Source organism: Lacinutrix sp. 5H-3-7-4, assembly GCF_000211855.2.
Lineage (GTDB): Bacteria > Bacteroidota > Bacteroidia > Flavobacteriales > Flavobacteriaceae > Lacinutrix.
Genome location: NC_015638.1, coordinates 511485 through 528552 on the forward strand (window position 1 = coordinate 511485; position 17068 = coordinate 528552).

The following is a 17068-nucleotide window of genomic DNA, read 5'->3' on the forward strand; positions in this document are numbered from 1 at the left end:
AACTTTATAGTTAACTAACGTTAACGAGTGTTAACCAATTGGTTTTGTATACATAATAACTTTACTTTTGAAATATGAATACAACTAAACTTCGAGGCATTCTTTACTTTATTGTTTTTGTTATTGCAAGTACAATTGCAATACAAGTGTATTGGAATTATAAAAACTACCAGATTAACAAACAACAATTAATTAACGATGTACAGGTAAGTTTAGATAATTCTGTTGCCTTGTATTACGAAAACTTGACTAAGCAAAATACCTTAGGTTTAGTTTTTAACGACAAGGAAGAAGATTCTTTTTTTGAGACAGATGGCAAATTTAGTTCTATTATAAAGAATATAAATATTGATAAAGACGGCGTTATGCAGTTGGACTCTATTAATAAGGATCATGTTAAAAACATATCGGTTTTTAGAGGTGAAAAAGCAGATTCTTTAAAAGAAAAAACCATAAAGCAAGAGAATCATTTTAACTTAAGTGATGCTCAAGGAAAAGAAAAATTTCGCCGTTTTAAAGATAGTCTTCAAAAAATAAAAAAGGACAGTACACCTAAAATTTTAAACAGGCTAAACGACTTAGAGTTTTTAACCTCACAAGTAATTATTTCTGTTTCTAGCGATAGCGTTAATTTACAAACTATAGACTCTTTACTTCATTTAGAATTACAGCGCAAAGCACTAAACGTAGATTTTGGTTTAACTCTGGATTTACCAGATAATGAAAGCCAATCATTTAATTTTTTAGAAGAAAAAAATAGTATTTCTACAGTTTCTAAATCTTCATTTTTACCAGAAAATAGTATACTTAAAATTCATTTTAAAAATGAAACAAAAATTATTTTAAAACGTATTTTAAGCGGCATTTTAATTTCTACATTGTTAGTAATTGCTGTAATTGCTTGCCTGTTTTATTTACTAAAAATAATTAATAAACAAAAAGAATTAGCCGAGGTTAAAAACGACTTAATTAGTAACATAACTCACGAATTTAAAACACCAATAGCAACTATTGGTGTAGCCTTAGAGAGCATAAAAGATTTTAATGTAATAGATGATAAAGAAAAAACAAAAAACTATATAAACCTTTCTAGCACACAACTATCAAAACTTAATGTAATGGTAGAAAAGTTGCTTGAAACCGCAACACTAGATAGTGAGAATTTAAATTTAAACAAAGCGCCTGTAAATATTGTTGCATTAACTCAAACCATAGTAGAGAAACATAAAATGCAGGACAAAAGCAAAACTTTAGTTTTTAATGCTTCTGCTGAAGAATTAATTGCTAACATTGATGTTTTTCATTTTGAAAATGCAATTAATAATATTGTTGACAATGCTATAAAATATGGTGGAGATACTATTGAAATTTTTGTAAACCGAGATATAAAAAACACCATACTAGAAATTAAAGACAACGGAAACACATTAACAAAACAACAAGCCACACAAATATTCGATAAATTTTACCGTGTACCAAAAGGCAATACTCATGATGTAAAAGGTTTTGGTATTGGCTTATACTACACAAAAAAAATTATTGAAAAGCATAATGCAACGGTTAATGTTATTATTAATAATAGTACAACATTTAAAATAATTATTCCAAATGAGCAATAAAACAACAATACTTTTAGCAGAAGACGAACCTGCACTTGGACAAATTATTAAAGAAAGTTTAGAAACTAGAAACTTTAATGTTTTGCTTTGCGAAAATGGCGAAATTGCTCTAGAAACATACAATTTACAAAAACCAGAATTATTGGTTTTAGATGTTATGATGCCTAAAAAAGATGGCTTTACTTTAGCAAAAGAAATTAGAGAAACAGATAATGAAATTCCTATTATATTTTTAACTGCAAAATCTCAAACTCAAGATGTTGTTGAAGGTTTTCATATTGGAGGAAACGATTATTTAAAAAAACCATTTAGCATAGAAGAGCTTATTGTACGCATAAATAACCTGCTAAAACGTACAAAAACACAAAAAGCAAGTGAGATTATTAATTTAGCCAATTATAGTTTTAATTTCCCAAAACAACTACTTCAATTTAAAGATCAAGAACCTCAACAATTAACCCATAGAGAAGCTCATTTATTATTTCATTTAGCAAAAAACAGAAATAAAGTTTTAGATCGTTCATTAATTTTAAATAAACTCTGGGGAAGCGACGACTTTTTTAATGGCAGAAGTATGGATGTTTTTATTACCAAACTTAGAAAAAAACTAAAGCAAGATGAAACCATACAAATAATTAATGTTCGTGGTTTTGGGTATAAACTTATTTGTTAGATAGATTTTTATATTTTTGATAATATTTTTTTGGGTTAATAATAAGTTAACAAAGAATAAAAAAATACAGTCTAACTCATTTTGTGGTAATTTAACTTTATGCAAATAAAATCAAAAGTACTTATTGCTGGAGCTATATTATCGTTACTAGCCTTAACAACCATGCAAGGCTATTTAACCTTTAATACTTACGACCTAAGAAAAAAAAGTTTTGCGGTTGAGTCTAGACAAAAAATAGGCCGCATTGTTAAAACAAGCTATGTAGACTCCTTATCCTGGTATTATAGAATGGATTTTGTAAAAAAAATTCCAGAATATAAAAACGGAAACATTACTAAACAGCAATTGCTTTTAGAATTAGAAAATGCTGCAAAAGCAAGAAATGACCAATTTTTAGAATACTATAAACAAGGTGCTAAACATTTTAACCTAGACGACAGAGTTTTATTTAAAAAAGTAGCTTCTACAATCCAACTTATTGATAAAAAAGGAAACGTAGAGAACCTTATAGTTGAAAATAAAAATGAACCTGTTTTTTTATTAGGAAACAATTTTCCGTTAAATGAAGGCTTGCTAATCAACAATTGGAACTGGTCTTTTAATGAAGAATTTGATAATAGCAATCAAGAAAATGATACTGTTATAATTAAATATAGAGCTAGCCTTTATATGAAAATTGTAGACTGGGATAAAATTATTCTTAAACAATTATTGCTTCTATTTTTTATCGCTTTTTTGTTACTTATATTCTTAATAACATTAACAACATATTCTATTAGAAACTTACTTAAACTAAAACGAGTATCTGATATTAAAACAGATTTTATAAACAACATTACTCACGAACTAAAAACACCTTTAGCCACATTATCTATTGCCACAAAAACCTTAACTAATAAGTTTGCAAAAGATAATAAAGACATTGCAGAAGACTCTATAAACACTATAAACAGGCAAAATAAAAGACTGCAAAACTTAATAGACCAAGTAGTAGATAATAGTTTAGGTTATAACGATATAATGCTAAATCTCGAGCAGGTTAATCTTTCGGCTTTTATAAATGAAGTATGCGATGATTTTTCTTTAACAATATCTAAAAACATTCAATTTATTAGAGATATCGATGATACTGATAAAGAAATTTTAATAGACAAATTTTACTTTAGTACTACAATTATTAATATTTTAAATAATGCTGTAAAGTTTGATGGCACTGTATTAAAGGTTAAATACTTTATAGAAAATAACACTCATATTATTGCGATTTCAGATAATGGTATAGGAATTTCTAAAAAAAATAAAAAACTTATATTTGGTAAGTTCTATCGTGTGAGCGAAAAAAATATACACAATTATAAAGGCTTAGGATTAGGGCTTTATTATTGTAACCAAATAATAAAAGCACATCATGGAACTATAGATGTTGAAAGCAAAGAAAAAGAAGGCTCAACATTTTATATTAAAATTCCATTAGATGGCAGAAAAGAGCATTTTATTAGCAGATGATGATATTGACTTTGGTACAACACTAAAGCAGTACTTGGAGCTTAATAAATTTGAAGTTTTTTGGGCAAAAGATGGAGCCGAAGCTTTAGATTTATTTAAAATGCACACTTTCGACATTTGTATTATAGATGTTATGATGCCTAAACTAGACGGTTTTAAACTCTCTAAAAAAATCTCCAAAAAAAATGCCGAAACACCTTTTTTATTTTTAACCGCCAGAAAAACCAAAGAAGACCGCATAAAAGGTTTAAGCCTAGGTGCAGATGATTATATAACAAAACCTTTTGAAGTTGAAGAGCTTATTTTACGTATTAACAATATAATAAAGCGAACTAAACAACACAAGACCATAGCTTTAGACTCTAAAAAAAAGGACCCCATACAAATTGGAAATTATACTTTTGACATAGAAAATCTAACTTTAAGTATTAATAACAAAAGCTTTAAAATAACCGAAAAAGAAGCACAACTTATCTACTACTTGTATAGTAATAAAGATAGACTAATACCTAGAGAAGATATTCTTGCAAATGTTTGGGGACATAGTAATTTCTTTTCTGGCAGAAGTATGGATGTATTTATTACCAGAGTACGAAAACATCTTAAAGAGGACAATTCTATTAGCATAAAAAGTGTACGCGGTGTTGGTTTAGAATTTAAAATAACTAAAAAATAAAAAAGCAGCTAAATTTAGCTGCTTTTTAAAATCAAAATAATTGCTAATAAATCAATATTTAATAAACTTTTCAACCTTTACTTCGCCTTGATTTCCTTTTATATTTATAAAATACAATCCACTTTTTAAAACCGAAACATCTATAGCATTGCCATTTAAGGTTTTTGCTAAAACTTTTTTTCCGTTTACACTATATATTTCTACAGACGTTATATTATTTCCATTAATATTTAAAGTGTTTTTAACTGGATTAGGATAAATAGATATACTTTCATTAAAATCATAGGTATTTATACCAAGTGAAGGATTGTTTTCATAATTAAAGCTATCAATATATAAATAATCAAAAGTTGAAGCAGGAATATACTTAAATGCTATATAATTATCTGTACCAGAATACATGTCAAAAGTAATTGTTTTTTCGTCCCAAGCATCATCTGTCATATCTGCATCAAAATAGGTTTGGTATGCCGTAAATGTTGAAGCATCTGTTGGGTCGGACATTGTACCAACTTCTAAACCTCCATTATAATCATCGTAAACTTGAAAAGTAATTTGCTTAGTATTATCAAAATCTGCTAACATTGGAGAAATTAAAAATATTCCAGCTGATGCATTATTACCACTATAAAACCTAACACTCATAGTTCCTTCTTGAGATTGGACAGCGCTATATCTAACATATGGACTTGTAGAAACTGGATCTATTAAACTAGACCAACATGGTTGTATTTCTTCGTTACTAGAAAAACCTTCAAAACTAGTAGAAAAGTCTCCAGACTCAGGAACACATGCAGTTATAAAGTTTACAGGCCCAACCCAATTGCTAAACCCGTCTAAATCACAATCTGCTCTTACATAAATTTCGTAAAGTGTATTAGCCGATAAACTATTAAAATCATTATTTAATGTATTTGTAGTTGTTGAAGTTCCAGAAACTGGTTCTCCTGTTCCAGCCGCTTGAACAATATACTCCCAAGCTGTTTGACCTGGAATAAAATCCCAACTTACCTCGACAGAAGATGCAGTAATATTCTCTGCAGAAACACTAAAAACTTCAGGACATGCTGGTTGATCTGTAATTTCTACATCATCAATATAAAAAGCTATACTTGCTGCCGCTCCTGCTGCATGTTTTAGTACCACATACTCATTAGAACTGGCTGGTAAATTAACATAATATTGAATTATCTCTCCTGTAGAACCTCCCGAAGTGATTGGTACTTCAGTTATTTCGCTAAATGTTGTCGCGTCTAAAGGATCACTCATGCTACCTACAATAATACTTGCCGCTGTGTTAGCATTAGATTTTCTAGCATAAAACTCTAACCTATGTGCGCCATCATTAGCAATTGTATTTTGTGGTAATATTAATAAAACATTTGCATTAGCATCGTTTCCTGTATTCATTAATATACTACTAGAGCCCGATACTGCATAAGATGCAAAAGTACTTACTTGTAATGTTGGTGAACCTGTTGAAGTTATATTTTTACTCCAGCAAAATGGAAAGTCGCCATTTGAATACGAATCAAAATTCTCTAAAAAATTTGCCGACAAAGGCGCACAAGCTGTTCTAGTATCATAAGGTCCAAACCAACTGCTATAACCAGTACCGTCACTACCTGCTGCATCACAATTTGCTCTTACAAAAACTCTATAAGGACTATCTGGTATTATTGCTGCACCATCAGAATCTGTTGTAATATTTGTTGTTAGAGCATTAACTACTATTGGCGTCTCTAATGCAGGATTAAAATTTAAATCAGTTTGCACCACAACTAATTCCCACTCTGTTTGTGTTTGAATGTCTGGCGTAATATTTAGGTTAAAAGAAACATCGGTTATACTAGTAGCTTCAACATCTAAAACTTCAAAACAAGATGGTTGCGTTGTAACAACAACATCATCTAGATAAACTATTTTATTAGACGAAGAATTAGTTTCTGGTTTAAATACTAAATGATTAGCAGATGCATTTAAAGGTATATTTACATAATGAAAAGAGTAATTATTTGTATTACTTGAAGAATTTGATAAAGTAATTGAAGATAACTCCACATATGTATTTTCATCAGTAGGATCAGACATTAAACCAATGTTCATAGTTGTTTCAGAACCTGTAACGGAGTTTACTTTAGCAGCAAACTCTATTCTATGCATACCATCTGCAATAATTAAACTTTCTGGAGAAATTAAATACACAGAATCGTCATTATTTAATTGCATTTCATAGTAATTATCTGGAGAATACGCTTGAGAAGCACTTGTGTTAACTTTAATATTAGGCGCTGTTCCTGTTGAAGTTGCAATTGTTGTCCAGCAATAAGGTGTTTCTAATTCATCTGGCATACTGTCAAAATTCTCAGAAAAATCATTTACAACGCCACAAGCGGTTCTAAAAACTATTGGTCCAATCCAATCGCTAACGCCATCGGTATCACAATTTGACCTTAAATATAATTCATACTCTGTATTATTAGTTAAATTATTAACTGTTATACTACTTGAAGATACATTCTCTGGAGTTGCGGCATCTGGATTACCTGTTCCAGAAACTTGTACTACATAATCCCACTGTGTAGCTGTAGACGCCCAGTTTACATCTACAGTGTTTTCACTAAAATTAGAAAGCACAATATTTGATGGCGGATAACAAGTTATAGGTGTAAAGTCTATTTCTATATTTGGTCTGTAGTAATCTAAAATTCCGGTTGGCGGTGATGCAGGATCTGGATTTGTAAAATTGTTTCCGTAGTGTATTACTCTACCGTTTGCATTACTATACCCTAAATTATGAGTAATAAAATCGTTAGAATCACTATCATCTTGATTTTCATCTACAACAATTACAAGATTATTGGTATTAGAATAATTAAATGGTGTATCTAAAATTATAGAAACCTCATTATTATAAACCGTGTAAACTCCAGCATAAACCTGAGTTAAATTAGTTGAAGCAATCCAACCACTTGAAGAAGCAAAAACATCATCTGGTGTTTCTGCCATATATATTACAACATCATTTGAGTTTTCTAGTACTCCATTTGTGTAATATGTAATTTTAGAAATGTTTCCTGCTTGATTTATTTCAGATTGTAAATAAATACTTTGCGAGTAAGAGTAATTATCATCTGCATCAATTGGTGTTTCTTGAAAAGTACTTGTAGAAATACCTCCTAATGTAACATCATTGATTAATACGTTTTGAGCATTTACATATAAACAGCATAATGTAAAAACAAGAATTAAGTAATTTTTTTTCATCGTGTTAAACCTTTTATTTTAAGCTTTTTAAACCTGCTATATTTTATAACATACTATAATTTAAAGCGTAAACTTATTTACTATTGCTCATTAAACAAAGTCAACTTCGGTTAACGATAAGTTAACGATAATATATCGTCACTTTCTTTGCTCTATATTTTTAAAATTTGTAACACACAAAACAACAAATATCATGACTAAAAGATTACTTCTAATTTTAGCTATTGCATTCTCGTTTATCTTAAATGCACAAACAGATGAAGCAATTGGTGCTACTCCAACCCAATTATCTCAAACCTATAATTGTGAAAATGCTGAAACAGGCGACTTTCAAGGTTTTACCAAATCTGCCGAATTTACTTGCTCTGGATATGATAACTGGATTGATTCATGGTATAGCTTTACACCTACAGAAACTAAAACCTATTCTATTGAAATTGAAGCATTAAATGCTAGTAGTGTTAATTCTGTAAGAATTGGTATTTATACTGGAATACCTGGAAATCTAACAAGTATTACCGGCTGTGCTACAAGATACTACAGCAACACTTTAAACAGCGGCCAAACGTATTTTATTAATACTAGAGGCATATCTCTAACTACACAATACCGTTTATGTATTTATGCATTTCCAGATCCTCCAACTAATAATGTACCAGATAGCGCAGATACACTTTTAGAGTCAACTTTTGAAATTTGTGAAAATTCATCTATAGGTTATACTGCAAGCGCTTCTTACACAAACGAGTCTATTTGCAGTACCTCTAATCCAGATGTATGGTATACTTTTACAGCACCTGAAACTGCAGAGTACACATTTAGAGCAGACCTTGTAAACGGAGCAACACCTTTGTATATTGGAGTCTATACTGGAACACCTGGCTATTTAAATGCCATAGCTGAAACTACAACATCTCCTACTTTACAATGTGAAGACATTGTGTTAGCAGATTTAACTGCTGGAGATACTTATTATATAAGTGTAACATCTTCACAATCGTCACAAGCTGTTTATTTTGAGCTATGCGCATACAAATCGCCTCCAGCACCATCTAACGACGACTGCAACAACCCTATAGCACTAACTGTTGGTCAATCTTTTGAAGATAATTTTATTACAGCTACAACAACATCTGCATCTGTTAATTCTGGAAACTCAAACTTTCCAAACTGTGGTACATTGTCTGATTTTGGAATCTATGGTAGAGACGTTTGGTTTAGTGTAGTTGTTCCTGCATCTGGTAATTTTACTATTGAAACAAGAGCAGAACCAACAGAAACTAATTTAAATGATACCGCCATGGAAACCTACACTGGCTCTTGTGGCACTGGAACTTTAACACCATATTATTACGATTTGCCAGCTCCAAATAATGGTACTGCTTATTGTAACAACCAATTTGTAATTGGAGGTAATCCTTATGCTGGTATTTTATTTACCAATAAAACTCCTGGAGAAACTGTTATTGTAAGAGTTTGGGGTTGGGCATATCAATTTGGGAAATTTAGAATTTCGGCCTATGATAGTACACCATTAAGCGTTGATGAGTTCGATTTAAATAACTTAAGTTATTATCCAAATCCTGTAAATGATGTTCTTAATATAAAATACAACAAAAATATAGACAATATTACTGTTCATGATATATTAGGTAAGGCAATTATAAGAAAAGAAACATCGAACCAATTGGTTTCTTTAAACTTAATAGATATTGAATCTGGAATCTACATTGTAACAGTAAAATCTGGGAACGAATCAACCAACTTTAAAATACTTAAAAAATAATCTTTCTAAAATACAAATTTGCACAAAAGCACCTTAAAAATTTTAAGGTGCTTTTTGTTTATATATAATGCTACTATTTTTGTATTTTCGACTTACAATGAAATACATAAAATATATTTTCTTTCTATTTTCAATTTTAGTTTTTTCTCAGGAAAATATTAAAACCAAACTTCTTTTAAAAACTAAAATTCAAGCCGACTCTATTATTGGAATAGATAATTTTAATACAAGTATTTACACAAAAAACAATACATTAATAAAAAACAAAGAAGGAGAAATTTTAAAATATAGTAATTTACAACTTGGAGAAATTACATCTGCAAATAGCTTTAATCCTTTAAAAATAAATGTTTTTTATAAGTCGTTTAATACCGTAATAATTTTAGACAATAGGTTAGCAGAAATCTTTAAAATAGATTTTAATCTCACCAAACCTTATAAAAATGTATCACATATAGCTACAGGAAGCGATAATACAATCTGGATTTTTAATCAAGATTTAATGCAACTAGAATTATACGATTATAAAACAAATACTGTTCGTGCAAAAACATTACCCATCACAAGTAATATTTTAGATTTGGCTAGCAACTATAACTCTTGTTGGTTACTCACTAAAAATCACATATATAAATACAACTATTTTGGAAGCTTAGTGTCAAAATCACCAAATAACGGCTACACACAAATAAAAGAAACAAACGAAAATATTGTTTTAAAAAAAGAAAATACCCTTTATTTTTTAGATAAAAACACAAATACTATACAAACTATAGACATTCAAAATTTGTTAATAAGTCAGTTTTTGGTAACCAATCAAATCATTTATATTTACACCGGCGGATATCTCCACCAATATCAATTAAAAATTAAATAATATGCACGTTGCCATTGCCGGAAACATTGGAGCTGGAAAAACTACGCTCACAAAATTATTAGCTAAACATTATAAGTGGGAAGCACAATTAGAAGACGTAGTAGATAACCCTTATTTAGATGATTTCTATAACCAAATGGAACGTTGGAGTTTTAACCTTCAAGTTTACTTTTTAAACAGTAGATTTCGCCAAGTAGCTCAAATTCGTGAAAGCGGAAAAGAAATAATTCAAGACCGTACCATATACGAAGACGCTCATATTTTTGCTCCCAATTTACACGCTATGGGATTAATGACAAATAGAGATTTTGAAAACTACTCTTCGCTGTTTGAACTTATGGAAGGTTTTGTACAAGGTCCAGATTTATTAATTTATTTACGCAGCTCTATCTCTAATTTAGTATCACAAATACACAAACGTGGTCGTGATTACGAAAACTCTATTAGTATAGATTATTTAAGTAGATTAAATGAGCGTTATGAAGCTTGGATACATGGCTACAACAAAGGTAAATTACTTATTATAGACGTAGATAATTTAGACTTTGTAGACAATCCAGAAGACTTAGGCTTTATACTTAACAAAATAGATGCAGAAATAAACGGCCTATTTTAAATCAAACTTAACATTCTTCTCACATAATTTGAATAAAAATGCCTTTATTTTGTAGAAACAACTACATATGGCATCCCTTTACAATTCAAAGTATTACCACAGAGACTTATCATGGTTGCGTTTCAATCATCGTGTATTACAAGAAGCACAAGATGACAGAAACCTACTATACGAACGTATAAAGTTTTTAGCCATTTACTCATCTAACCTAGATGAGTTTTTTAAGGTACGCGTTTCAGACATAAGGCAGATAAAAGATTTAGAAAAGCCACTGCGCAAAAAGTTAATTACCAAACCAAATAAGGTTTTAAAAGAAATTAAAAAACAAGTTCACTTACAACAAGAAGAATTTGGGCGCATATTTGTTGGAGATATTATACCTGCATTACAACAAGAAAACATTTTTTTAATTAATGCTGAAGATTTTAGTGCCTCACAAAAAGAAATAGCTAAAGATTTCTATAATAAAAAACTTAAGTCAAAACTTAATACCGAAACGTATGCTATTAAAAATAAAGATTCGGTTTTTGTTGAAAACGAAGCACTTTACCTTACCACACTATTAGATAAAAACACTTTTGAAATAGTAGCAATACCAGAAGATGAAAATCGTTTTTTTGTATTTCCAACCGAAAATGGAAAACACTATATTACATTTATAGATGATATTTTAAAGTATAATTTAAAACTAAAACACAATAATTTTAATTTAAATTACTACGAATTAAAAGTCTCTCGAGATGCAGAGCTATATATTGAAGATGAGTTTTCTGGTAATTTAATGCAAAAAATTAAAGAGTCGTTACCAAAAAGAGAAACAGGACAAGCAACAAGAATTTTAATAGATTCTAAAATGCCCGAAACGCTTCAATCTATAATAAAAGACACATTAGATGTCACAAATGCTGATATTATTTTAGGCGGAGAGCATCATAATTTTAGAGATTTTTTTTCATTTCCTAATCCAACAAACAAGACATTATCAAATAAAGTTTTACCTCCAAAACCTCATCCTTTACTTAACACACACACATCAATGTTTAAAGCCATTGATGAAAAAGATCGACTAATACATTATCCTTATCAATCTTTTGAACCTGTAATTAAATTAATTGAAGAAGCCGCAGCCGATTCCAAAGTCACTACTATAAAAATGACACTTTATCGAGTTGCTAAAGATTCCCGATTAAATAGAGCTATTGCCAATGCTGCAAAAAATGGTAAAGAAGTTGTTATTTTTATTGAAGCTAAAGCGCGTTTTGATGAAAAAAACAACCTTAAATGGGGAAATATTTTTAAAGAAAATGGCGCTAAAGTTATTTACAGTTATCCAGGAATAAAAGTACACTCCAAAATACTATATATAGAAAGAAAAATAAATAATACAACTAAGCGCTACTGCTACATTGGAACAGGAAATTTTAATGAAAACACAGCTAAACTCTATACAGATTTTGGTTTAATGACATCTAACACTAAAATAAATAAAGAACTAAACAGAGTGTTTTTAGTACTTGAAGGCGTTTTAATCGTGCCTAAAGCTAAAAAATTACTAATCTCACCATTTACTTCTAGACACAAATTCTCTGCAATGGTAGAGCGTGAGATTGCTTATGCTCATGCAGGAAAAGAAGCCTATATTATTTTAAAAATGAATAGTCTGGAAGATAAAAAAATGATTAAACTGCTTTACAAAGCGAGTAATGCAGGTGTTAAAATTAGGTTATTAATTAGAGGTATTTGCAGCCTTATTCCAGGTGTAAAACACCAAAGTGAAAATATAACCGTTACAAGTATTGTAGATAGGTTTTTAGAACATGGTCGCGTATATTTATTTGGAAATAATGGAGATGAAAGATTGTTTATAGGTTCTGCAGATTGGATGACAAGAAATTTAAGTCACCGTATAGAAGTTATCACTCCAGTATTGGATCCTGACAATTTTAAAATTGTAAAAGATATTTTAGAACTACAACTGGCAGATAATGTTAAAGCTAGAATTATTGGTGCAGAACAAAAAAACGAGTATGTAAAAAATAATAACAAACCTTTACAATCTCAATTAGAAACATACCACTATTTTAATTAATGATAAGCGAGAGTAACATATCTAAAGGTTTTATTGCAGCTGGATTAGCAAATATTACAGCAGTACCTATTTTTTCTAAACTTTTTACCAATCAAGTTATAAATAACACACAACCAGAAGTGATGTCTAATTTTGGTTTGGTAATGATTATGGTTTGGGGACTTGCCTACATTGCGGTAAATAAAAAACACAAAACACTAAAGTGGTTAGTTGGTATATTTGCCTTAGAGAAGATAATCTATGCCTTTATATGGCTTAATTGGTTATTAAAAAACGACTTATCTATAGTGTATAAGCAAGACACTTTAGCAGGTGTTTTTTATACTATTTATGGTGTAAACGATTTTATTTTTTTCTTATTTTTTACTTACGTATTCTTTAAAACGCCTAAACAATAAATCCGTTTTCTCTAGCATGTTCTATAGCTTGAGCGCTATTTTCAACCATTAATGCTGGTGTTGTTTTATAATGCTCTAACAAACCTTTTACTCTTAGCATTCGTTTTTTATGTTTAACGCTTCGTAAATAAATTGCTAGAATTCTATCTGGAAATTTTTCAGCTATTTCTATATAAATATCAGGATCATGTTCTCCACTATCTCCTATTAAAATAAAAGGCAAATTAGGAAAGGTTTTCAATAAATTTAAAATCTCTTTTTGCTTTTGAGGCTTCTCATTTGGGCCTTTCTTTTTTAAAAAGTTACTTAAACTTCTTAATAAAATTGGACCTTTAGGAAAGTTATTCTGCTTTAAAAACAACTCAAGATACCTATACAAGTTCCATGGACTATGACTTACATAAAATATAGGATTAGCGTTTTCTCCAGAAACGCCACGATGTAACATATGGTAGAATTCTGCAGCACCTTTTAAAGGCAATCTACTTTTCGCATTTTTAAATAATGAATTATAAATTACACGCCATTTTAATGTTGATACAACTCCTGTGTGCAAAATAGTATCATCTATATCACTTGCAACACCAAATTGAGCATTACTAGCCGGTATAAGTATTTCTCCTGGAAACTTATTATCGTTAGTTATTGTACGCTGTATGTTTACATCGTTGTAAGATAATGTAAACGGTAGCCAACCTTCACTATTACATAAATCTCTTAAGTTTTCAAGGTTTTCTTCAATTTTAAAATAACCATCATTATCTGTAATAGCATTTAAAACTTTGTTGTTTGGCAGTGTTATTTTAACTGCAACATTAGCAATCTCATCGGTTTCAAAACGTTTCCAGGCGTTTATAGCTAAGTGAAGAATTTTTTGTGATTCTAAATCTATAGATTCGTCTTCAAGCGCTCTACCTCTAGCGTAAAAATGTGTGTTTGTACCATAGCTTTGAAAAGCAATAATTTGAAGTGGATCTTTTTTAAATATTCCCATGAAAAATTTGTCGTGTTAACAACTGTAAAATAACAAAAAAACCTGCTAATTAAATTAGCAGGTTTCTTAAATAAAATATAAATAGACTTTAGCTTTTATTAATTTCTATTTTTTCGATAGTTTTAATATTCTCATCTCTAGCAATATCATTGGCTGCTTCAAATGCTTTTAATTTTGATTCTACTTGAGCTTTTGTACCTGTAAAAGTTTCTTTTTTTGTTACTTCTTCTCCATTTACAATAGCAGTATAGGTAATTGTTGCTTCAGCATTATCGTTATTAATAGTAATATTATTTTCTACTGAAATTTCTTTAGTAACTGCGGCATAACCTTCTTCTGTATGACCACCTAAAATTGGAGCTACTACTAAACCTATAAGGCAAGTTAATTTTATTAAAATATTCATTGATGGTCCAGAAGTATCTTTAAATGGATCACCAACAGTATCTCCTGTTACGGCAGCTTTATGAGCGTCCGATCCTTTATAAGTCATTTCTCCATTAATTTCTACTCCAGCTTCAAACGACTTTTTAGCATTATCCCAAGCACCACCAGCATTGTTTTGAAAGATTGCCCAAAGTACTCCAGATACAGTAACTCCAGCCATATAACCACCAAGCATCTCGGCAATAGCTTTATGCTCCATACCAAATAGCATTGGTAAAAAAGCAATTACTAATGGAAAACCTATGGTTAATAAACCTGGTAACATCATTTCTTTTAAAGATGCTTTTGTTGAAATCGCAACACATTTATCGTATTCTGGTTTTCCTGTTCCTTCCATTATTCCAGGAATGTCTCGAAATTGACGACGTACTTCTTGAACCATTTCCATTGCTGCTTTTCCTACTGCATTCATTGCTAATGCAGAAAACACTACTGGTACCATACCACCTACAAATAGCATAGCTAATACAGGTGCTTTAAAAATGTTTATTCCATCTATACCTGTAAATGTTACGTAAGCAGCAAATAAAGCCAATGATGTTAATGCTGCCGAAGCAATAGCAAATCCTTTTCCTGTTGCAGCTGTAGTATTCCCAACAGAATCCAAAATATCTGTACGTTCTCTAACTATTGGTTCTTGCTCACTCATTTCGGCAATACCACCTGCATTATCTGATATTGGCCCAAAAGCATCGATAGCTAATTGCATAGCTGTTGTAGCCATCATTGCAGAAGCTGCTAAAGCTACACCGTAAAATCCTGCGAATGCATAAGAAGCCCAAATTGCACCTGCAAATAAAATAACCGATGGAAATGTAGAAATCATTCCTGTTGCTAGACCTGCAATTATATTTGTTCCTGCTCCTGTTGAAGATTGCTGTACTATTTTTAAAATTGGTTTTTTTCCTAATCCTGTATAGTATTCTGTAACCGAAGAAATTACAGCTCCTACTACCAAACCAACTAAAGTGGCATAAAATACACGCATAGCTGATATTTCTATTTTTCCTTCGCCAAAAAATGCCATTGTCATTGTTTCTGGCAGCATATATTTACACAGGCCAAAACATGCTAATGCTACTAGAATTATAGATGTCCAATTCCCTTTATTTAAAGCGCCCATTACTTGAGCTTCTTTTGCATCATTATTACTAATTTTAACTAGTAAAGTACCTACTATAGATATAATAATTCCCACACCTGCAATTGCCATAGGTAATAAAATTGGACCAATTCCTCCAAAGGCATCACCAATATTTCCTCCCATATCTTTAATTACATAATTACCAAGTACCATAGCTGCAAGAACCGTTGCTACGTAAGAGCCAAATAAATCTGCTCCCATTCCTGCAACATCACCTACATTATCACCTACATTATCTGCAATAGTTGCTGGATTTCTTGGGTCATCTTCTGGAATTCCTGCTTCTACTTTACCTACTAAATCTGCACCAACATCTGCTGCTTTAGTATAAATACCACCACCAACGCGTGCAAACAAGGCAATAGACTCTGCTCCTAAAGAAAATCCTGCCAGAGTTTCTAGAACAATAGTCATATCCATGGTATTAGTCCAAACACCACCCATAAAAAAGTGAAAGAAAAATATAAAAAATGCTGTTAAACCTAAAACGGCTAAACCTGCAACACCAAGTCCCATTACTGTACCACCACCAAAAGATATGTTTAATGCTTTAGGTAAACTTGTTCTTGCTGCCTGCGTTGTTCTAACATTTGTTTTTGTTGCTATTTTCATACCTATATTACCTGCAAAAGCTGAAAATATAGCACCAAAGATAAAAGCAATAACAATTAACCAATGTGTTGTTGGTACAACAATTGAAACAATAGTTAAAAGTACACTTACAATTACAACAAATCCAGTTAGCAATTTATATTCTGCACTTAAAAAAGCCAAAGCACCTTCGTAGATGTGATCTGAAATTTCTTTCATTTTTCCATCTCCTGCATCTTGCTTCATCACCCATTTTTGCTTAACAAACATGTAAATTAAGCCTAGTACAGCCAATGCTATTGGCAAATAAATCATAATTGAATCCATATTATTTTAGTTTGATTGGTTTTTAATGAAAGCTAATGTAAGAAAATAGCATAAAAGA

12 protein-coding genes are annotated in these 17068 nt (G+C 30.6%); 9 read left to right on the top strand and 3 right to left on the bottom strand.

Annotated features, from left to right (window positions below; translation table 11 throughout):
• The first annotated feature begins 74 nt into the window (after positions 1–74).
• From LACAL_RS02405 to LACAL_RS02420, 4 genes are all read left to right on the top strand, one after another.
• On the top strand, positions 75–1619 hold the full coding sequence (locus tag LACAL_RS02405; RefSeq protein ID WP_013869105.1) for a sensor histidine kinase KdpD: 1545 nt from the start codon (positions 75–77) through the stop codon (positions 1617–1619).
• Positions 1609–2292 (top strand): response regulator transcription factor, encoded by a 684-nt coding sequence (locus LACAL_RS02410; RefSeq protein WP_013869106.1) that lies wholly within the window; start codon positions 1609–1611, stop codon positions 2290–2292. The genes LACAL_RS02405 and LACAL_RS02410 overlap by 11 nt, the downstream gene beginning before the upstream one ends.
• Positions 2293–2391: 99 nt before the next feature.
• Positions 2392–3798 (top strand): sensor histidine kinase KdpD, encoded by a 1407-nt coding sequence (locus LACAL_RS02415; protein WP_013869107.1) that lies wholly within the window; start codon positions 2392–2394, stop codon positions 3796–3798.
• Entirely contained in the window at positions 3767–4474 is a 708-nt protein-coding gene (locus tag LACAL_RS02420; RefSeq protein WP_013869108.1) for a response regulator transcription factor, read from the top strand. Before LACAL_RS02415 ends, LACAL_RS02420 begins: the two co-directional genes overlap by 32 nt.
• A 51-nt stretch (positions 4475–4525) precedes the next feature.
• Here the strand turns inward: LACAL_RS02420 and LACAL_RS02425 are convergent, their stop codons facing one another.
• Positions 4526–7741 (bottom strand): T9SS-dependent choice-of-anchor J family protein, encoded by a 3216-nt coding sequence (locus tag LACAL_RS02425; RefSeq protein WP_013869109.1) that lies wholly within the window; start codon positions 7739–7741, stop codon positions 4526–4528.
• Between the two features lie 193 nt (positions 7742–7934).
• Between LACAL_RS02425 and LACAL_RS02430 the strand changes: the two genes are divergently transcribed.
• The 5 genes from LACAL_RS02430 to LACAL_RS02450 all read left to right on the top strand — a co-directional run bounded on the left by LACAL_RS02430 (position 7935) and on the right by LACAL_RS02450 (position 13507).
• Entirely contained in the window at positions 7935–9527 is a 1593-nt protein-coding gene (locus LACAL_RS02430; protein WP_013869110.1) for a T9SS type A sorting domain-containing protein, read from the top strand.
• Between the two features lie 97 nt (positions 9528–9624).
• Positions 9625–10404, top strand: coding sequence for a hypothetical protein (locus LACAL_RS02435; protein WP_013869111.1), 780 nt, complete (start codon positions 9625–9627; stop codon positions 10402–10404).
• Position 10405: 1 nt separating this feature from the next.
• Positions 10406–11020 (top strand): deoxynucleoside kinase, encoded by a 615-nt coding sequence (locus LACAL_RS02440; RefSeq protein WP_013869112.1) that lies wholly within the window; start codon positions 10406–10408, stop codon positions 11018–11020.
• 67 nt (positions 11021–11087) lie between these two features.
• Positions 11088–13109, top strand: coding sequence for a polyphosphate kinase 1 (ppk1, locus tag LACAL_RS02445; RefSeq protein WP_013869113.1), 2022 nt, complete (start codon positions 11088–11090; stop codon positions 13107–13109).
• The gene (locus LACAL_RS02450; RefSeq protein WP_013869114.1) at positions 13109–13507 is read left to right on the top strand and encodes a hypothetical protein; all 399 of its coding nucleotides are present in this window, start codon (positions 13109–13111) and stop codon (positions 13505–13507) included. Before ppk1 ends, LACAL_RS02450 begins: the two co-directional genes overlap by 1 nt.
• Here LACAL_RS02450 and LACAL_RS02455 read toward each other — a convergent pair.
• A complete protein-coding gene (locus LACAL_RS02455) occupies positions 13497–14501 on the bottom strand; it encodes an App1 family protein (RefSeq protein ID WP_013869115.1) in 1005 nt (334 codons plus the stop codon). The two genes, LACAL_RS02450 and LACAL_RS02455, sit on opposite strands and share 11 nt — an antisense overlap.
• 88 nt (positions 14502–14589) lie before the next feature.
• Positions 14590–17010, bottom strand: a complete 2421-nt coding sequence (locus tag LACAL_RS02460) for a sodium-translocating pyrophosphatase (protein ID WP_013869116.1) — start codon at positions 17008–17010, stop codon at positions 14590–14592.
• Positions 17011–17068 lie beyond the last annotated feature (58 nt).

What these genes read in the sequence shown, in the direction of transcription:
- LACAL_RS02425 (WP_013869109.1), bottom strand. Translation starts at nt 7,741, where the DNA reads ATGAAAAAAAATTACTTAATTCTTGTTTTTACATTATGCTGTTTATAT.
- LACAL_RS02435 (WP_013869111.1), top strand. Translation starts at nt 9,625, where the DNA reads ATGAAATACATAAAATATATTTTCTTTCTATTTTCAATTTTAGTTTTT.
- LACAL_RS02405 (WP_013869105.1), top strand. Translation starts at nt 75, where the DNA reads ATGAATACAACTAAACTTCGAGGCATTCTTTACTTTATTGTTTTTGTT.
- LACAL_RS02415 (WP_013869107.1), top strand. Translation starts at nt 2,392, where the DNA reads ATGCAAATAAAATCAAAAGTACTTATTGCTGGAGCTATATTATCGTTA.
- ppk1 (WP_013869113.1), top strand. Translation starts at nt 11,088, where the DNA reads ATGGCATCCCTTTACAATTCAAAGTATTACCACAGAGACTTATCATGG.
- LACAL_RS02410 (WP_013869106.1), top strand. Translation starts at nt 1,609, where the DNA reads ATGAGCAATAAAACAACAATACTTTTAGCAGAAGACGAACCTGCACTT.
- LACAL_RS02460 (WP_013869116.1), bottom strand. Translation starts at nt 17,010, where the DNA reads ATGGATTCAATTATGATTTATTTGCCAATAGCATTGGCTGTACTAGGC.
- LACAL_RS02455 (WP_013869115.1), bottom strand. Translation starts at nt 14,501, where the DNA reads ATGGGAATATTTAAAAAAGATCCACTTCAAATTATTGCTTTTCAAAGC.
- LACAL_RS02420 (WP_013869108.1), top strand. Translation starts at nt 3,767, where the DNA reads ATGGCAGAAAAGAGCATTTTATTAGCAGATGATGATATTGACTTTGGT.
- LACAL_RS02430 (WP_013869110.1), top strand. Translation starts at nt 7,935, where the DNA reads ATGACTAAAAGATTACTTCTAATTTTAGCTATTGCATTCTCGTTTATC.
- LACAL_RS02440 (WP_013869112.1), top strand. Translation starts at nt 10,406, where the DNA reads ATGCACGTTGCCATTGCCGGAAACATTGGAGCTGGAAAAACTACGCTC.
- LACAL_RS02450 (WP_013869114.1), top strand. Translation starts at nt 13,109, where the DNA reads ATGATAAGCGAGAGTAACATATCTAAAGGTTTTATTGCAGCTGGATTA.